This is a genomic window from Gallibacterium melopsittaci (assembly GCF_042433085.1).
GTDB lineage: Bacteria > Pseudomonadota > Gammaproteobacteria > Enterobacterales > Pasteurellaceae > Gallibacterium > Gallibacterium melopsittaci.
In genome coordinates this window covers 62,955-77,262 of sequence record NZ_JBHLWA010000014.1, presented here as the reverse complement: position 1 = coordinate 77,262, position 14,308 = coordinate 62,955, and the positions used below count along the sequence as shown (strand labels likewise).

Annotated in this window: 15 protein-coding genes and 1 pseudogene; 13 read left to right on the top strand and 3 right to left on the bottom strand. The window is 39.1% G+C overall.

From position 1 onward, the window contains the following. Positions 1–99 precede the first annotated feature (99 nt). The 7 genes from ACFFHT_RS03810 (at position 100) to dnaE (ending at position 7,037) form a co-directional block, all read left to right on the top strand. A complete protein-coding gene (locus tag ACFFHT_RS03810) occupies positions 100–894 on the top strand; it encodes an ATP-binding cassette domain-containing protein (RefSeq protein ID WP_382373618.1) in 795 nt (264 codons plus the stop codon). An 11-nt stretch (positions 895–905) separates the two neighbouring features. Continuing rightward, entirely contained in the window at positions 906–1,676 is a 771-nt protein-coding gene (gene mlaE / locus ACFFHT_RS03805) for a lipid asymmetry maintenance ABC transporter permease subunit MlaE (protein WP_382373662.1), read from the top strand. Between the two features lie 32 nt (positions 1,677–1,708). Continuing rightward, the gene (gene mlaD, locus ACFFHT_RS03800; protein ID WP_382373616.1) at positions 1,709–2,203 is read left to right on the top strand and encodes an outer membrane lipid asymmetry maintenance protein MlaD; all 495 of its coding nucleotides are present in this window, start codon (positions 1,709–1,711) and stop codon (positions 2,201–2,203) included. A 21-nt stretch (positions 2,204–2,224) separates the two neighbouring features. Next, a complete protein-coding gene (gene mlaC / locus ACFFHT_RS03795; RefSeq protein ID WP_382373614.1) occupies positions 2,225–2,869 on the top strand; it encodes a phospholipid-binding protein MlaC in 645 nt (214 codons plus the stop codon). 1 nt (position 2,870) lies between these two features. Then, a complete protein-coding gene (locus tag ACFFHT_RS03790; RefSeq protein WP_382373612.1) occupies positions 2,871–3,206 on the top strand; it encodes an STAS domain-containing protein in 336 nt (111 codons plus the stop codon). A gap of 11 nt (positions 3,207–3,217) precedes the next feature. Beyond that, on the top strand, positions 3,218–3,472 hold the full coding sequence (locus tag ACFFHT_RS03785) for a BolA family protein (protein WP_382373610.1): 255 nt from the start codon (positions 3,218–3,220) through the stop codon (positions 3,470–3,472). A gap of 91 nt (positions 3,473–3,563) precedes the next feature. After that, positions 3,564–7,037 carry a DNA polymerase III subunit alpha gene (dnaE, locus tag ACFFHT_RS03780; RefSeq protein ID WP_382373608.1) on the top strand — a complete coding sequence of 1,158 codons (3,474 nt, stop codon included), beginning with the start codon at positions 3,564–3,566 and terminating at the stop codon, positions 7,035–7,037. Positions 7,038–7,080: 43 nt separating this feature from the next. On the opposite strand, the gene ACFFHT_RS03775 is transcribed toward dnaE, so the two are convergent. After that, positions 7,081–8,070 (bottom strand): TrmH family RNA methyltransferase, encoded by a 990-nt coding sequence (locus tag ACFFHT_RS03775; RefSeq protein ID WP_382373606.1) that lies wholly within the window; start codon positions 8,068–8,070, stop codon positions 7,081–7,083. A 142-nt stretch (positions 8,071–8,212) separates the two neighbouring features. Between ACFFHT_RS03775 and pssA the strand changes: the two genes are divergently transcribed. Both pssA and ACFFHT_RS03765 read left to right on the top strand, forming a co-directional pair. Further along, positions 8,213–9,571: a CDP-diacylglycerol--serine O-phosphatidyltransferase gene (pssA, locus tag ACFFHT_RS03770; RefSeq protein WP_382373604.1), complete on the top strand. Its 1,359-nt coding sequence runs from the start codon at positions 8,213–8,215 to the stop codon at positions 9,569–9,571. Between the two features lie 30 nt (positions 9,572–9,601). Next, positions 9,602–10,462 (top strand): YicC/YloC family endoribonuclease, encoded by an 861-nt coding sequence (locus tag ACFFHT_RS03765; protein ID WP_382373602.1) that lies wholly within the window; start codon positions 9,602–9,604, stop codon positions 10,460–10,462. A gap of 11 nt (positions 10,463–10,473) precedes the next feature. Here ACFFHT_RS03765 and ACFFHT_RS03760 read toward each other — a convergent pair whose 3' ends face one another. Both ACFFHT_RS03760 and ACFFHT_RS03755 read right to left on the bottom strand, forming a co-directional pair. After that, the gene (locus ACFFHT_RS03760) at positions 10,474–11,181 is read right to left on the bottom strand and encodes a LysR substrate-binding domain-containing protein (RefSeq protein WP_382373660.1); all 708 of its coding nucleotides are present in this window, start codon (positions 11,179–11,181) and stop codon (positions 10,474–10,476) included. 15 nt (positions 11,182–11,196) lie between these two features. Beyond that, positions 11,197–11,373 (bottom strand): annotated as a pseudogene (locus tag ACFFHT_RS03755) (helix-turn-helix domain-containing protein); the annotation flags it as partial. Positions 11,374–11,490: 117 nt separating this feature from the next. On the opposite strand from ACFFHT_RS03755, the gene ACFFHT_RS03750 reads away from it, so the two are divergent. The 4 genes from ACFFHT_RS03750 (at position 11,491) to ACFFHT_RS03735 (ending at position 14,245) form a co-directional block, all read left to right on the top strand. Then, positions 11,491–12,342 (top strand): aldo/keto reductase, encoded by an 852-nt coding sequence (locus ACFFHT_RS03750; RefSeq protein WP_382373600.1) that lies wholly within the window; start codon positions 11,491–11,493, stop codon positions 12,340–12,342. A 10-nt stretch (positions 12,343–12,352) separates the two neighbouring features. After that, positions 12,353–13,102 (top strand): carboxymuconolactone decarboxylase family protein, encoded by a 750-nt coding sequence (locus tag ACFFHT_RS03745; protein WP_382373598.1) that lies wholly within the window; start codon positions 12,353–12,355, stop codon positions 13,100–13,102. Positions 13,103–13,105: 3 nt separating this feature from the next. Then, on the top strand, positions 13,106–13,675 hold the full coding sequence (locus tag ACFFHT_RS03740; protein WP_382373597.1) for an NAD(P)H-dependent oxidoreductase: 570 nt from the start codon (positions 13,106–13,108) through the stop codon (positions 13,673–13,675). A 102-nt stretch (positions 13,676–13,777) separates the two neighbouring features. Continuing rightward, on the top strand, positions 13,778–14,245 hold the full coding sequence (locus ACFFHT_RS03735; RefSeq protein ID WP_382373595.1) for a Cif family virulence factor: 468 nt from the start codon (positions 13,778–13,780) through the stop codon (positions 14,243–14,245). The last annotated feature ends 63 nt before the right edge of the window (positions 14,246–14,308 follow it).

Genomic DNA, 14,308 nt, shown 5'->3' with positions numbered 1-14,308 from the left:
CATACCATAAAATCGTAATAAATGAGTTCTTTTTCAACAAGTAAGCGATATTCTGCTAGAATAACGAATTCACGATCAAGAGCAGAAGGCAGCAAAAGGATGCAAGATATTCTTATCGAAGTTAAAAATTTAACATTTAAACGTGGTGACAGAACGATTTATAACAATCTGAATTTAAGCATTGAAAAAGGTAAAATCACTGCCATTATGGGGCCTTCAGGAATTGGGAAAACGACCCTTTTAAAACTGATTGGGGGACAATTAATTCCTGAACAAGGGCAAATCTTATTAGATGGGCAGGATATTTGTAGTCTATCTACAAAAGCGTTATATCAGGTGCGTGAGAGAATGGGGATGTTATTCCAGTCAGGTGCTTTATTTACGGATATGACGACCTTTGAAAATGTGGCATTTCCCATTAGAGAACACACTCATCTTCCCGAGTCAATTATCCGCAAAATGGTATTGATGAAGTTAGAAACAGTTGGATTGCGTGGTGCAGCAGAATTAATGCCAAATGAACTCTCTGGCGGGATGGCTCGGCGTGCGGCATTAGCCCGTGCGATTGCCTTAGATCCAGATTTAATTATGTATGATGAACCTTTTACTGGACAAGATCCGATCAGTATGGGTGTGATTGTTGATTTAATTAAAAAGTTGAACCAAACGTTGGATTTAACTTCTATTGTGATTTCACATGATGTTACTGAAGTATTAAGTATTGCGGATTATGGCTATATTGTGGCAGAGCAAAAAATCATTGCCGAAGGAACGCCAGAACAATTAAAAGCGAGTACTGATCCCCGTGTGATTCAATTTTTATCAGGGCAAGCAGATGGACCTGTAAAATTCCATTATCCTGCTGAGCCTTATGAAGAGGAATTATTTCAGTGAAATTAACAGTGATTGAGCGACTTGGACAATATGGTGTACGTTGGATTCGTACTTTGGGCAAGTCAGGACTGATGTTGTATGGTGCATTAGTTGGGAAACCACAGTTTCGTAAAAATTTCCCATTAGTGGTAAAACAACTTTATGTTCTAGGCGTGCAGTCTTTATTAATTATTGTATTGTCAGGTCTATTTATTGGTATGGTCTTGGGGTTGCAAGGCTATGTAATTTTAGTCGATTTTTCTGCCGAAACGAGTTTAGGGCAATTAGTGGCATTATCGTTATTGCGTGAGTTAGGGCCAGTGGTGACAGCATTATTATTTGCGGGACGAGCTGGTTCGGCATTAACAGCAGAAATCGGTTTGATGAAAGCAACAGAACAATTATCTGGTTTAGAGATGATGGCGGTTAATCCATTGCGACGGGTAATTGCACCACGATTTTGGGCTGGTATGATTGCGATGCCATTATTAGCATTAATTTTTACTGCAGTTGGTATTTGGGGTGGTTCATTAGTTGGTGTTGATTGGAAAGGCGTTGATAGCGGGAGTTTCTGGTCAGTAATGCAAAATGCAGTGCTATGGGGAAAGGACATTGGTAATGGCATTATCAAAAGTTTATTTTTTGCTGTGAGTGTGGTGTGGATTGCATTATTTAATGGTTATAACGCAATGCCAACTTCAGAAGGTATTAGCCAAGCAACCACTAAAACGGTAGTACAGGCTTCCTTAGTGGTATTAGGATTAGATTTTATTTTGACTGCATTAATGTTTGGTGGCAATTAATTGCAGCAGCATTACTGAGATAAGGATAAATTATGAAAAACGGAATGAAATATGAATTTTGGGTAGGATTATTTCTATTATTAGGTATTGGTGCGTTAATATTTCTTGGTTTAAAAGTAGCAAATATTCAAAGTTTTGGTGAATCGCAAACATATCGAGTCACTGCAACTTTTGATAATATAGGTGGGCTAAAAGTACGTGCGCCAGTCAAAATTGGTGGAGTTGTGATTGGACGAGTGAGTGATATTGAGTTAGATGCAAAAACATATTTGCCTCAAGTGACTTTAATGATTGATGAGAAATATAATCAAATTCCAGATAATAGTTCACTCTCAATTAAAACAGCAGGTTTATTAGGTGAACAATATATTGCGTTAAATATTGGTTTTGATGATGGTGAAACACCAATGTTAAAAGATGGTAGTAAGATTACTGACACCAAATCTGCGATGGTATTAGAAGATCTTATCGGACAATTTTTATATGGCGATAAGAAATCAAGTGACACACCAGAAGAAACAAAATAATTAACTAAGAGGAGAAAGTGTATGTTGAAACGTTACACAAAGCGAGTGGTAAGAGCGGTATTAACAGTAGGTTTAATGTTAACAAGTGTATTTGCAGTTGCTGAGCAAAATCCTTATCAATTAATGCAGCAAGCATCAGATAAATTATTTGCTGATATTGGTGCAAGTCAAAGTCAAATTAAGCAAAATCCTAATTATTTACGGACGATTGTGAAGCAAGATTTAATGCCTTATGTCCACGTAAAATATGCAGGTTCTTTGGTATTAGGTAACTATTTTAAAACCGCCACAGCAGAACAACGTGAAGCATTCTTTACCGCATTCGGTAATTTTATTGAACAATCTTATGCACAAGTATTAACTTTCTATAATGGGCAAAAAGTGAGTATTGAGCCTGAAAAATCAGTAGAAGGTAAGAATATTGTGAATATTCGTGTGGTGGTAGAACAAAATAATGGTGCAGCACCAATTAAATTAGATTTTAAATGGCGTAAAAATAGTAAAACCAATGAATGGCAGGCTTATGATATGGCAGCAGAAGGTGTCAGTATGGTTGAAACAAAGAAAAATGAATGGAGTGGTGTATTACGTCAAAAAGGTATTGAGGCGTTGACAGCTCAAATCGAGAAATCTGCTAGCTTACCAGTTACATTAGATAAAAAATAAAATGAGTGAGATAGAGTTACGTTGGCAATTAGAGCAGTTTGATCAACAAGCCATTGTTTCGTTAATTGGGGTATTAAATCGTCATACGTTGTTGCCATTATGGCAGCAACGTCAACAGTTTGTATTACGACAAAATACGGAATTAACAAATTGCCAGAAAATCGTATGGGATTTAAGGCAAATCAATCATATTGATTCTGCGGGATTTGCATTATTGACGGAGCTATTAACGCTTAATCCAGTTGATCAAGTCGAATTAGTGAACATTCCTGAACAGTGTCTTAATTTAGCTGCACTATTTTCATTAAAAGGGTGGCTAGAAAAATATATTAATTGATAGGGTAAAACATGGAACCAAAAGAGATTGAACAATTATTAAAACAAGAACTTGGCTTAGACGAAGTTTATGTACGTGGTGAAAATGCACATTTTGATGTGATTGCGGTGAGTGATAAATTTGCTGATCTTTCACGGGTAAAACAACAACAGATGATTTATGCACCTTTGATGGATCATCTTGCGAGTAATGCAATCCATGCTTTAACAATAAAAACATTTACCGTTGAAAAATGGAAAAAAGAAAGACTATTTTTTAATCTATAATTATTTTTTGCTCTCAGACGATGCGGTAGGCACGAATAATGTGTTACCGCATTACTTTTATCCATAGTTGTTTAATTTATTAGGAAATTTTATGTCATCACCAAAATTTGTACATCTTCGCGTGCATAGTGATTTTTCTATGATTAATGGATTAGCCAAAGTTAAATCCTTAGTAGATGAATGTGCTAAGCAACAGATGGTAGCGATGGCATTGACAGATTTTACTAACTTTTGTGGTTTAGTGCGTTTTTATGGTGCAGCTTTAGGAAAAGGAATTAAACCTATTGTTGGAGCAGATGTATTAGTAGATTCGCCTGAATTACCTGATGAGCCTTTTGAATTAACACTATTGGCTAAAAATAACCAAGGTTATCAGAATATTACCTTACTTCTTTCTCGTGCTTATCAACGTGGTTATAAAGATAAACCGACCATTGATCGATCGTGGCTAATTGAATATGCAGAGGGGATTATTATCCTATCTGGTGGCAAGAATGGTGATGTGGGCAAATTTCTCTTACGTGATAATCAAATTGCAACTGAAGCTTGTTTAGATTTTTATCGTCAATATTTCCCGAATCATTATTATTTAGCTGTGAGTCGTACTGGTCGTAGTGATGAAGCTCGCTATGTACAACTCGCTGCAGCATTAGGCGAACAACATCAAATTCCATTAGTCGCAACGAATGATGTGATGTTTATTAGTGAGGATGATTTTGAAGCTCATGAAATTCGGGTAGCAATTCATGATATTGTTACTTTGGATGATCCCAAGCGACCAAAAAATTATACGCCACAACAATATTTCCGTACGGAACAAGAGATGTGCGAACTATTCGCTGATCTGCCAGAAGCATTAGAAAATACCGTATATATCGCACAACGTTGTAATGTTACGATTCGTTTAGGCGAATATTTTCTACCCCAATTCCCAACAGGTGAATTAAGTACAGAAGATTTCTTAATTCAAAAGGCACGGACTGGTTTAGAGCAGCGTTTAGCAGTGCTATTCCCTGATGAAGCGGTGCGGAAACTACGTCGTCCTGAATATGATCAACGTTTAGAAACCGAATTAAACGTTATCAACCAAATGGGATTCCCTGGTTATTTCTTGATTGTGATGGAATTTATTCAATGGTCAAAAGATAACAATATTCCAGTAGGACCAGGGCGAGGTTCAGGGGCGGGTTCATTAGTTGCTTATGCCTTACGCATTACTGATCTCGATCCACTTGAGTTTGATTTACTCTTTGAGCGTTTCTTAAATCCTGAACGGGTATCGATGCCAGACTTTGATGTCGATTTCTGTATGGATGGACGCGATCGAGTGATAGAACACGTTGCAGATATGTATGGACGTGATGCAGTATCACAGATTATTACTTTTGGTTCGATGGCGGCAAAAGCGGTAATTCGAGATGTGGGGCGGGTATTGGGTCATCCATATGGCTTTGTCGATCGCATTGCTAAGTTGATTCCAGGTGATCCAGGAATGACGTTGCAAAAAGCCTTCGATTTAGAACCTAAGTTAGTTGAGGTTTACGATACTGACGAAGAAGTTAAAGAGCTGATCGATATGGCGCGTAAACTGGAAGGGGTAACTCGTAATGCAGGGAAACACGCTGGTGGCGTGGTAATTGCACCAACTAAGATCACCGATTTTTCTGCGATTTATTGCGATTCCGAAGGTAAGCATCCTGTCACTCACTTTGATAAAAATGATGTTGAATATGCGGGATTAGTAAAATTTGACTTCTTAGGCTTGCGGACGTTAACCATTATCCAATGGGCGGTGGATATGATTAATGAACGTATGCGCCGAGAAGGTAAGCCAGAAATTGATATTCACCACATTCCTCTTGATGATGAAAAGTCCTTTAAATTATTGCTGGATGCACAAACAACAGCGGTCTTCCAATTAGAATCTCGAGGAATGAAAGATTTAATTCGCCGTCTGAAACCTGACTGCTTTGAAGATATCATCGCATTGGTAGCATTATTCCGACCTGGTCCGCTGCAATCAGGGATGGTGGATAACTTTATCCGTCGTAAACATGGTGAGGAACAGATCTCTTATCCAGATGCTGAGTATCAACATGAATCGCTTAAACCGATTTTAGATCCAACCTATGGCATTATTTTGTATCAAGAACAGGTAATGCAGATTGCCCAAGTATTAGCTGGTTATACATTAGGTGGTGCGGATTTATTACGGCGTGCGATGGGGAAAAAGAAACCAGAAGAAATGGCAAAACAACGTTCGGTATTTAAAGAGGGAGCGATTAAAAACGGCGTTGATGGTGAATTAGCCATGAAAATTTTCGACTTGGTAGAAAAATTTGCTGGTTATGGTTTCAATAAATCGCACTCCGCTGCCTATGCATTAGTTTCTTATCAGACTTTATGGCTAAAGGCGCATTATCCGGCGGAATTTATGGCAGCAGTAATGACTTCGGAAATGGATAAAGTCGAAAAAATTGTGAATTTCTATGACGAAAGTTTACGGATGGGGTTAAAAGTTGTTCCACCAGATATTAATAGCGGTAAGTATCATTTCAGTGTGAATGAGAAAGGCGAAATTGTATATGGAATTGGGGCAATTAAGAGTGTAGGTGAAGCGGCCATTGAAAATATTATTGAAGCGCGAGAAACAGGCGGTTTATTTAGAGATGTATTTGATCTATGTGCCAGAATCGATCTGAAAAAAATCAATCGCCGTGCGTTAGAAAATCTGATTAAAGCAGGAGCATTGGATAAATTAGGACCACATCGAGCGGCGATTTCACTTAATTTAGATGATGCGTTAAAAGCGTCTGATCAGCATGCTAAAGATGAAGCCTTAGGACAAACGGATATGTTTGGTGTGTTAACCAGTTCACCGAAAGAAGTAGAACAAGCCTATGCGAATACGCCAAAATGGACACAAAAAATGGTGTTGGATGGCGAACAAGAAACGTTAGGTTTGTATTTGAGTAGCCATCCGATTAGTCCATATGTGAAAGAACTTTCTCATTACAGTAATCGTTTAGCGGAAGTATCGGTAACTCGCCGCAATGAATCAGTAACGGTTAGTGGCTTAGTGGTAAATTTCCGTACGGTACTCACCAAACGGGGTAATCGTTTAGGTATTATTACATTAGATGACCGTTCTGCACGTTTGGATATCACGCTTTTCTCTGATCCATTAACTGAGTTTGAGTCTAAAATTCATAAAGATCATATTTTAATTGTAAGTGGTTCGGTGTTACCCGATGATTTTACGGGCGGTATCCGAATGATAGGGCGTGAAGTTAGTACCTTAGAAGAGATGCGGCAAAAATTTGTCAAAAGTTTAGCGATTGCCTTAAAAGAAGAACAGTTGACGACGCAATTTATCGATCGCTTTAAACAAATCATTACGCCATATGCACAAGGCACAACGCCAATTCATATCTATTATGACAGCCCAAAAGGTCGGGCAATGCTAACGTTAGGGGTAGAGTGGCATATTACTCCACATGATGATTTAATTTCAGAACTCACCGCACTGATTGGTGAAGAACAAGTTGAATTGGAGTTTAGTTAGATGAATATAGGTTCCACTGTTGTAGTGGAACCTTAAAATAAAACTAAAAATACCACTTCGCTAATAAAACACCCGCTGCAACGGCAATATTTAAGCCTGAGGCGAGTTGATTTGAACGAGAAAGTGAGATATTCGTTGCGTTAGGATCAAGTTCTTTCCACATATTTTCTGATAACACTAAAGCGACTTTATCGGCAAATGTGGCTTGATCTAATGGCGTAGCTTGTTTGGCTAAACTTGCACGTACAATCTGATAACCAGCTTGTTGTAGTTGATCAATCGCCAATGTTGGATGTTCAGTTTCAAATAAACGTAAAAACTCAATACCCCCTTCAGCCACACGCATTGATGCTGGGCTTTGTACAAGATCAATATTGTCGGTAATGACATTTTGTACACCATAAAATGCTAAGGTTTTGAGTACGCCACCAATATTTGCTGCATTACCGACACCATCTAATAACACGATACAATCTCGTTGGCGTGGAATCGTTAAATAACCACTTAAACTGAGAGGTGGGCGTTTCTTCACTAATAAACAGATTCCGCCGTGGTGTTCAGTCCCTGTAACACGTTGCATTTCATCATTTTTAACTACATGATAGGCTTTTTTATTATTGGCGAGATAACTCATCATTTCGCCTGCTTTTTTGCTTAATTCTTGTGTTACCCATAAACGTACAATATCTTGTGGGCGATGCTCAAATAAGGTTAAGCAAGCTAATTCACCATAAACTTTCACTTCTTCAGCACGATTTTGACGGATTTTTTCAGGAGCACGAGGGGAAAGCGGTCCTGTTTTTTTCTCTTTTACTATATTTGCAGAAGATTTAATGCGAACATTGACTGCACCTTGTGCTTGATTAGCTTTACGAGCAGTAAGTTGTTGTTGACCTCCCCAAATTGATGTTTTTTCAATAGATCTTTCACGACGGGGAGTATCTGAAAAGCGAGGTTGTTGTGGTTTAGATTGGCGTTTATCTTGATTGTTTGCACGAAATTTATTTTCTTGGAAAGTTGGTTTTTTATTCATTGGATTGTATCTAGATTGGTCAATAGGAAAATTTCGCACATTATAACTGAAACAGTTGAGATATATTAACAATTAATTGTAAACTTAAGCATTTCATATAAAAGCAGTTCCGTTGGGGGAGCTGCATAACCATGATGAAGTTATGTTACTATCAAGATTAGAACGTGCTAAAAGAAGGTTATCTCGTTTACCAGCATTTGATTTAAATGAAGAGCAAGTTGAGATTCTTCCTTCAGCAAAAGCGTTTAAACAAAAAATTATTCAATTAATTCAACAAGTTGAAAAGCGAGTCTATATTACAGCCCTCTATTGGGAAAAAGATGAGGCTGGTCAAGAAATCCTCGAAGCAATCTATCAAGCTAAGCAAAAACATCCAAATTTAGATGTGAAAATTTTTGTAGATTGGCATCGTGCACAGCGTGGGCGAATTGGCGAAGAACAAGGTAGTAGTAATGCGGATTGGTATGCAGAAATGCGTCAAAAATATGGCATTGATGACGTGATTTTTTATGGTGTACCGATTAATACCCGTGAAATTTTTGGGGTATTGCATATTAAGGGTTTTGTGTTTGATGATACGGTGTTGTATAGCGGAGCGAGCATCAATAATGTTTATTTACATCAGCAAGATCGTTATCGTTATGATCGCTATCAAGCAATTACTCATCCACAATTAGCGAATTGTTTAGTTGATTTTATTCAACAACATTTAAACGATATTTCAGCGGTAAATCGCTTAGATCAAGCACGTAAATCTACTCGTGAATTACGTCCAACGATTCGTGCATTCCGTAAAAATTTAGCGTTAAGTGGTAAATATCATTATCGTACTACACAACGTTTAGCAGCGGATAAGATGACGATCACGCCATTATTTGGCTTAGGTAAAAATAATTTATTAAATAAAGCGATTGAAGCATTATTTGTTGTTACACAGAAAAAATTAACAATCTGTACGCCTTATTTTAATTTTCCTCGTTCGTTACAACATCGAATTCGCACTTTGTTGCATGAGGGGAAAAAAGTAGAAATTATTGTGGGGGATAAAACTGCCAATGATTTCTATATTCCACCATCAGAACCATTCAAATTAGCAGGTGCGTTGCCATATTTGTATGAGAAAAACTTGCGTCAATTTACTAAACGTTTTGCGGAGTTTATTGATAATCAACAATTAACAGTTCGTTTATGGAAAGATGGCGAAAATAGCTATCATCTGAAAGGCGTTTGGGTTGATGACAATTATGTGTTGCTAACTGGTAATAATCTTAATCCTCGAGCTTGGCGTTTAGATGCGGAAAATGGCTTATTGATTCACGATCCTGATCATAAATTAACGGAAAAAAACTGTACGGAATTAGCATTAATCCGAACACATACTACCATTTTGAGTAGCTACCAACAGCTCGAGAAACCGAGCAATTATCCTGCACCAGCACAACGTGTATTACGCCGTTTTGAACGGATTAAAGCCGATCATTTAGTGAAGATGATTTTGTAATTTGATGAATTTTAAAGAGAAGTTTTAGCAATGATTTATAGTATGACGGCATTTGCACGCCAAGAAATTCAAGCAGAATGGGGGAGTGCAGTTTGGGAAATTCGTTCTGTTAATCAACGATATTTAGAAACTTTTTTTCGTTTACCAGAGCAATTTCGTGGTTTAGAAAATAATTTGCGTGAAATCCTACGCCAACGCCTTTCTCGAGGAAAAATAGAGTGTAATTTACGAGTTGAGTTAAGCCATAACACCACAGGTTTAACACTTAATCAAACCTTAGCGACACAAGTTATTGATTCATTACGTTGGATTAAAACTCAGTTAAATGAAGGGGAAATTAATCCGATTGATGTATTACGTTATCCAGGTGTGGTGGATGATCCAAGTGTAGATCTTGATGAAATTAATCAACAAATTTTGCAAGGCTTTAATACCTTATTAACGGATTTTATTGCGATGCGAGCTAGAGAAGGTGAAAAATTGTCAGAAGCAATTTTGTCACGCCTTGATGGTATTCAAAATGAAGTAAGTTTTGTACGCCAAAAAATGCCAGAGGTTCTACAATGGCAACGTGAACGTTTATTACAACGTTTTGAAGAGGTACAACTACAATTCGATCCAACCCGTTTAGAGCAAGAGATGATTCTGTTAGCACAACGTGTTGATGTGGCAGAAGAGCTTGATCGTTTAGAAATGCACATTAAAGAAACAAAAGATATTTTACATAAAGGTGGTGTGGTCGGTCGCCGTTTGGACTTTATGATGCAAGAGCTAAATCGAGAATCAAATACCTTAGCCTCTAAGTCAATTAATACTGAAGTGACGAATTCAGCAGTAACATTGAAAGTACTAATTGAACAGATGAGAGAACAAGTACAAAATATTGAGTAGTGTTACAAACACTACTCCTCTCCCTCATACCGCATGGTTTCCACAAATGCCGAAAACAATGCATCATTGGTACGGCGATTAGGATAATAGAGATGATAGCCTTGATAGACCATGCGCCAATCTTGCAATACTTCGACTAATCTTCCCGATTGGATATCGTCTTTGACGTGTTCCAACATGGTCCAAATTAAGCCACGTCCGCTGGTTGCCAGTTGAGAAAATAAGGCTGTGGTGTTGGTAACAAACCTATCATTTGGCTGTACCTTAATAATTTTATCTGAATGATTTTTATCACGAAATTCCCAAGCTAACAAACCACCGTGTGTCGGTAGGCGTAAGGCAATGGTTTGATGATGGATTAAATCGGCTGGCGTTTCGGGTTTACCATGTCGGACAAAATAGTCAGGGCTGCTGACGACTGCCATCGGCATATCGGGCGAAATTCTCACGGCAATCATATCTTTAGAGACATCTTCGCCCAAGCGGATACCCATATCGAAACGTTCTGCCACAATATCGACAAAGCGAATTTCGGAGGTTAATTCCAATTTGACTTCGGGATATTGATCCATAAAGCGTTGTAATTTATGCCATAAACAGAAAAATGCGCTTTCTGTGCCGTTGATGCGCAAGCTGCCGCGCAAACTGCCGTGGTATTCGGCTAAGTTGTTGATTGCTTGGTGAATGTCTTGCATTAACGGCGTTAAATCTGCCCGCAAACGTTCGCCGGCATGGGTCAGGGAAACGCTGCGGGTACTACGATGTAACAAGCGCACGCCCAAACGATTTTCCAAACCGCGAATGGCGTGGCTGACGGCGGACGGTGAAACGCCCAAACGTGCCGCGGCATTGGTAAAACTGTTTTGTTCGGCGACGCAAAGAAAAATGCGTAAGTCGTTGAGATTTTCCATGTTTTTCGTGCAATTATTGAATTAAATTCACAAGTTCTTTTCATTTTGCCACATTTATCCGAATAATCAAGCTGTCTATAATGAAACCATAATGCGATGATGAATGAGGACAAAATCATGAATAAAACCATTACCTTATCGAACGGTGTCGAAATGCCGTTGGTCGGCTTTGGCGTGTATCAAGTCGCCCCAGAACAATGCAAACAATCGGTTCAGGCAGCTTTAGATGCCGGTTATCGTTTAATCGACACGGCGGCAGTTTATCAAAATGAACGCGAAGTCGGGCAAGCGATTCGGGAACACGGTATTGAACGTAAATCGTTGTTTATTAACACAAAATTATGGATTACAGGCGCGAGTTATGAGGGAGCAAAAGCGCAATTTGAACGCTCCCTGAACCGTTTGCAAATGGATTATGTCGATTTGTATTTGATTCATCAGCCTTATGGCGACGTGCATGGCGCGTGGCGTGCGATTGAGAAATTGTACGAGGCCGGCAAAATTCGCGCGATTGGTGTGAGCAATTTTCATCCCGACCGTGTGGCGGATTTGACGGCGTTTAACCGCATGGCGCCGATGGTGAATCAAATCGAAGTCAATCCGTTCCATCAACGTGTGTACGATGCGGCGTGGATGCAAAGTCATGATGTTGCGGTGCAGGCGTGGGCGCCGTTTGCCGAAGGGCGCAACAATTTATTTGAACAGCCGGTATTGGCAGAAATTGCTAAAAAATATGGAAAAACCGTCGGACAAGTGGTACTCCGTTGGCTGTATCAACGCAATATTGCGTCACTGGCAAAAACCGTGCACGCCGAACGCATGGCGGAAAATGTTGCCATTTTTGATTTTGAATTGGACGCCAAAGACATGGTGAAAATCGCCGCTTTGGATACGCAACAAAGTTTGTTTTTTGACCATCGTAATCCCGAACGTGTGGAATGGTTGGCAGGTTGGAAACCGGAAGTTTAAGGACAAAAAAATGAATAAAATCAAACAAACCGCTGGCAGGGATCAATTAGGTGAATTTGCGCCGACATTTGCTCGGTTGAATGATGATGTATTATTCGGCGAAGTCTGGAGCAGAACGAAGCAGTTGAGTTTACGCGATAGAAGTTTTTTAACCATTACCGCGCTGATTAGCCAAGGCATTACCGATGATTCTTTGCGTTATCACCTGCAAACCGCCAAAAATAACGGCATTACTCGTAGCGAAATCGCCGAAATTTTGACCCAAATTGGTTTTTATGCCGGTTGGCCAAAAGCATGGGCGGCGTTTCGATTGGCAAAAGAAATTTGGACAAACGACCAATCGGAAAACAGACCTTTTCAGGCAGACTTTCCGATTGGCGAACCGAATACCGCTTATGCACAATATTTCACAGGACAAAGTTATCTCGCGCCGCTCGCTAATGGTGATTGCGTTGCACATAACGTTACTTTTGAGCCAAGTTGCCGTAATCATTGGCATATTCATCACGGACAACGCCAGTTATTGATTTGTGTTGCTGGTAAAGGCTGGTATCAAGCGTGGGGCGAACCTGCACAAATGATGCAAGCAGGTGATGTGATTGATGTTCCGGCAGAAGTAAAGCATTGGCATGGTGCGGCTAAAGACAGCTGGTTTTCCCATATCGCGATTATGGTACCGAAAGACGGCGCAAGCACGGAATGGTTGGAGCCGGTGAGTGATGTACAATATGCAGAGATACATCAACATATTGAGGAATAGGTCATGCAAAATATCTTGCTGATTTCAGGACACCCTGATTTAAATCAATCGTTGGCGAATAAAACGATTATTGATACTGTATTGGCAAATCGTTCAGATATTCAAGTTCGATATTTGGATAAATCCTGTGCGAATTATCGAATAGATGTTGCTGCTGAACAAGCTGCGTTAATGCAGGCAGACATTATCATTTGGCAATTTCCGTTCTATTGGTATTCATTGCCAGGATTGATGAAAGTCTGGCTTGACCAAGTTTTTCTACATGGGTTTGCCTATGGTTCAACTGGAAATCGGTTAAAAAATAAGAAGTTAATCCTATCATTTACGATAGGTGGTTCCGCCGAAGCATATCGCTATGATGGCGAAATGAATTATCCCATACCAGATTTTCTGCCTGCATTACGCCAAACTGCCCTATATTGTGGAATGGATTATCAAGATCCTGTTTATTCTTTTGACATGATGTATCTTCCCAATTTCAGTTCTGAAACGGTGAAAAATGCAGTTATCGAACAAGCAAAAATTCATGCTGGGAAATTACTTGATGTAATAGATAGGCTTTATGCAAAGTAGTTGGAAGACGGGTAAGGTTAGTGATTTATTTTTCCGTCAACCGCTATACCAAACAAACCATTTGTTATAAACTGGCTAATTATTTAGTGAATTGAGGTTAAGATGACACTATCGACGATAGCAACCACACACGCGCAACATTATACGCCCGAGCAACAAGCATTAGCAGAACATCTTATCGCACTTGAACGTGAAGCACTGGATCTTTGGTTTCAAGGTCAAACTTCGGGTTATCGGAAGTTATGGTCACAGAAAAATTTTTCTTATTGCGATGGTGCGCAACTTCATCGTATTGATGAACATGGTCAAATTTGTGAATTTTTGGATACGATTGAAGGCAAACTGTTTGCAGACAGCTATGAATTTGTCAATCCGCGCATTCAATTTGGACAAGATATGGCATTATTGACATATGAATTGTATGCCGACACGACCTTAATTGATATGAAATATAATTGTATTGAGCTTTTTCAAAAAGAAGAAGACGGTGTTTGGCGTGTTATTCATTCAACATGGTCGTTTATTCGTCCGATGGATATGGATTTTTCCAAAATTGTGCAAGCCGTTTGATGTTGATATAAAAGACTTACAACATTTTTCTATTGAGGTTGGCACGCTGATACCAACCTCAAA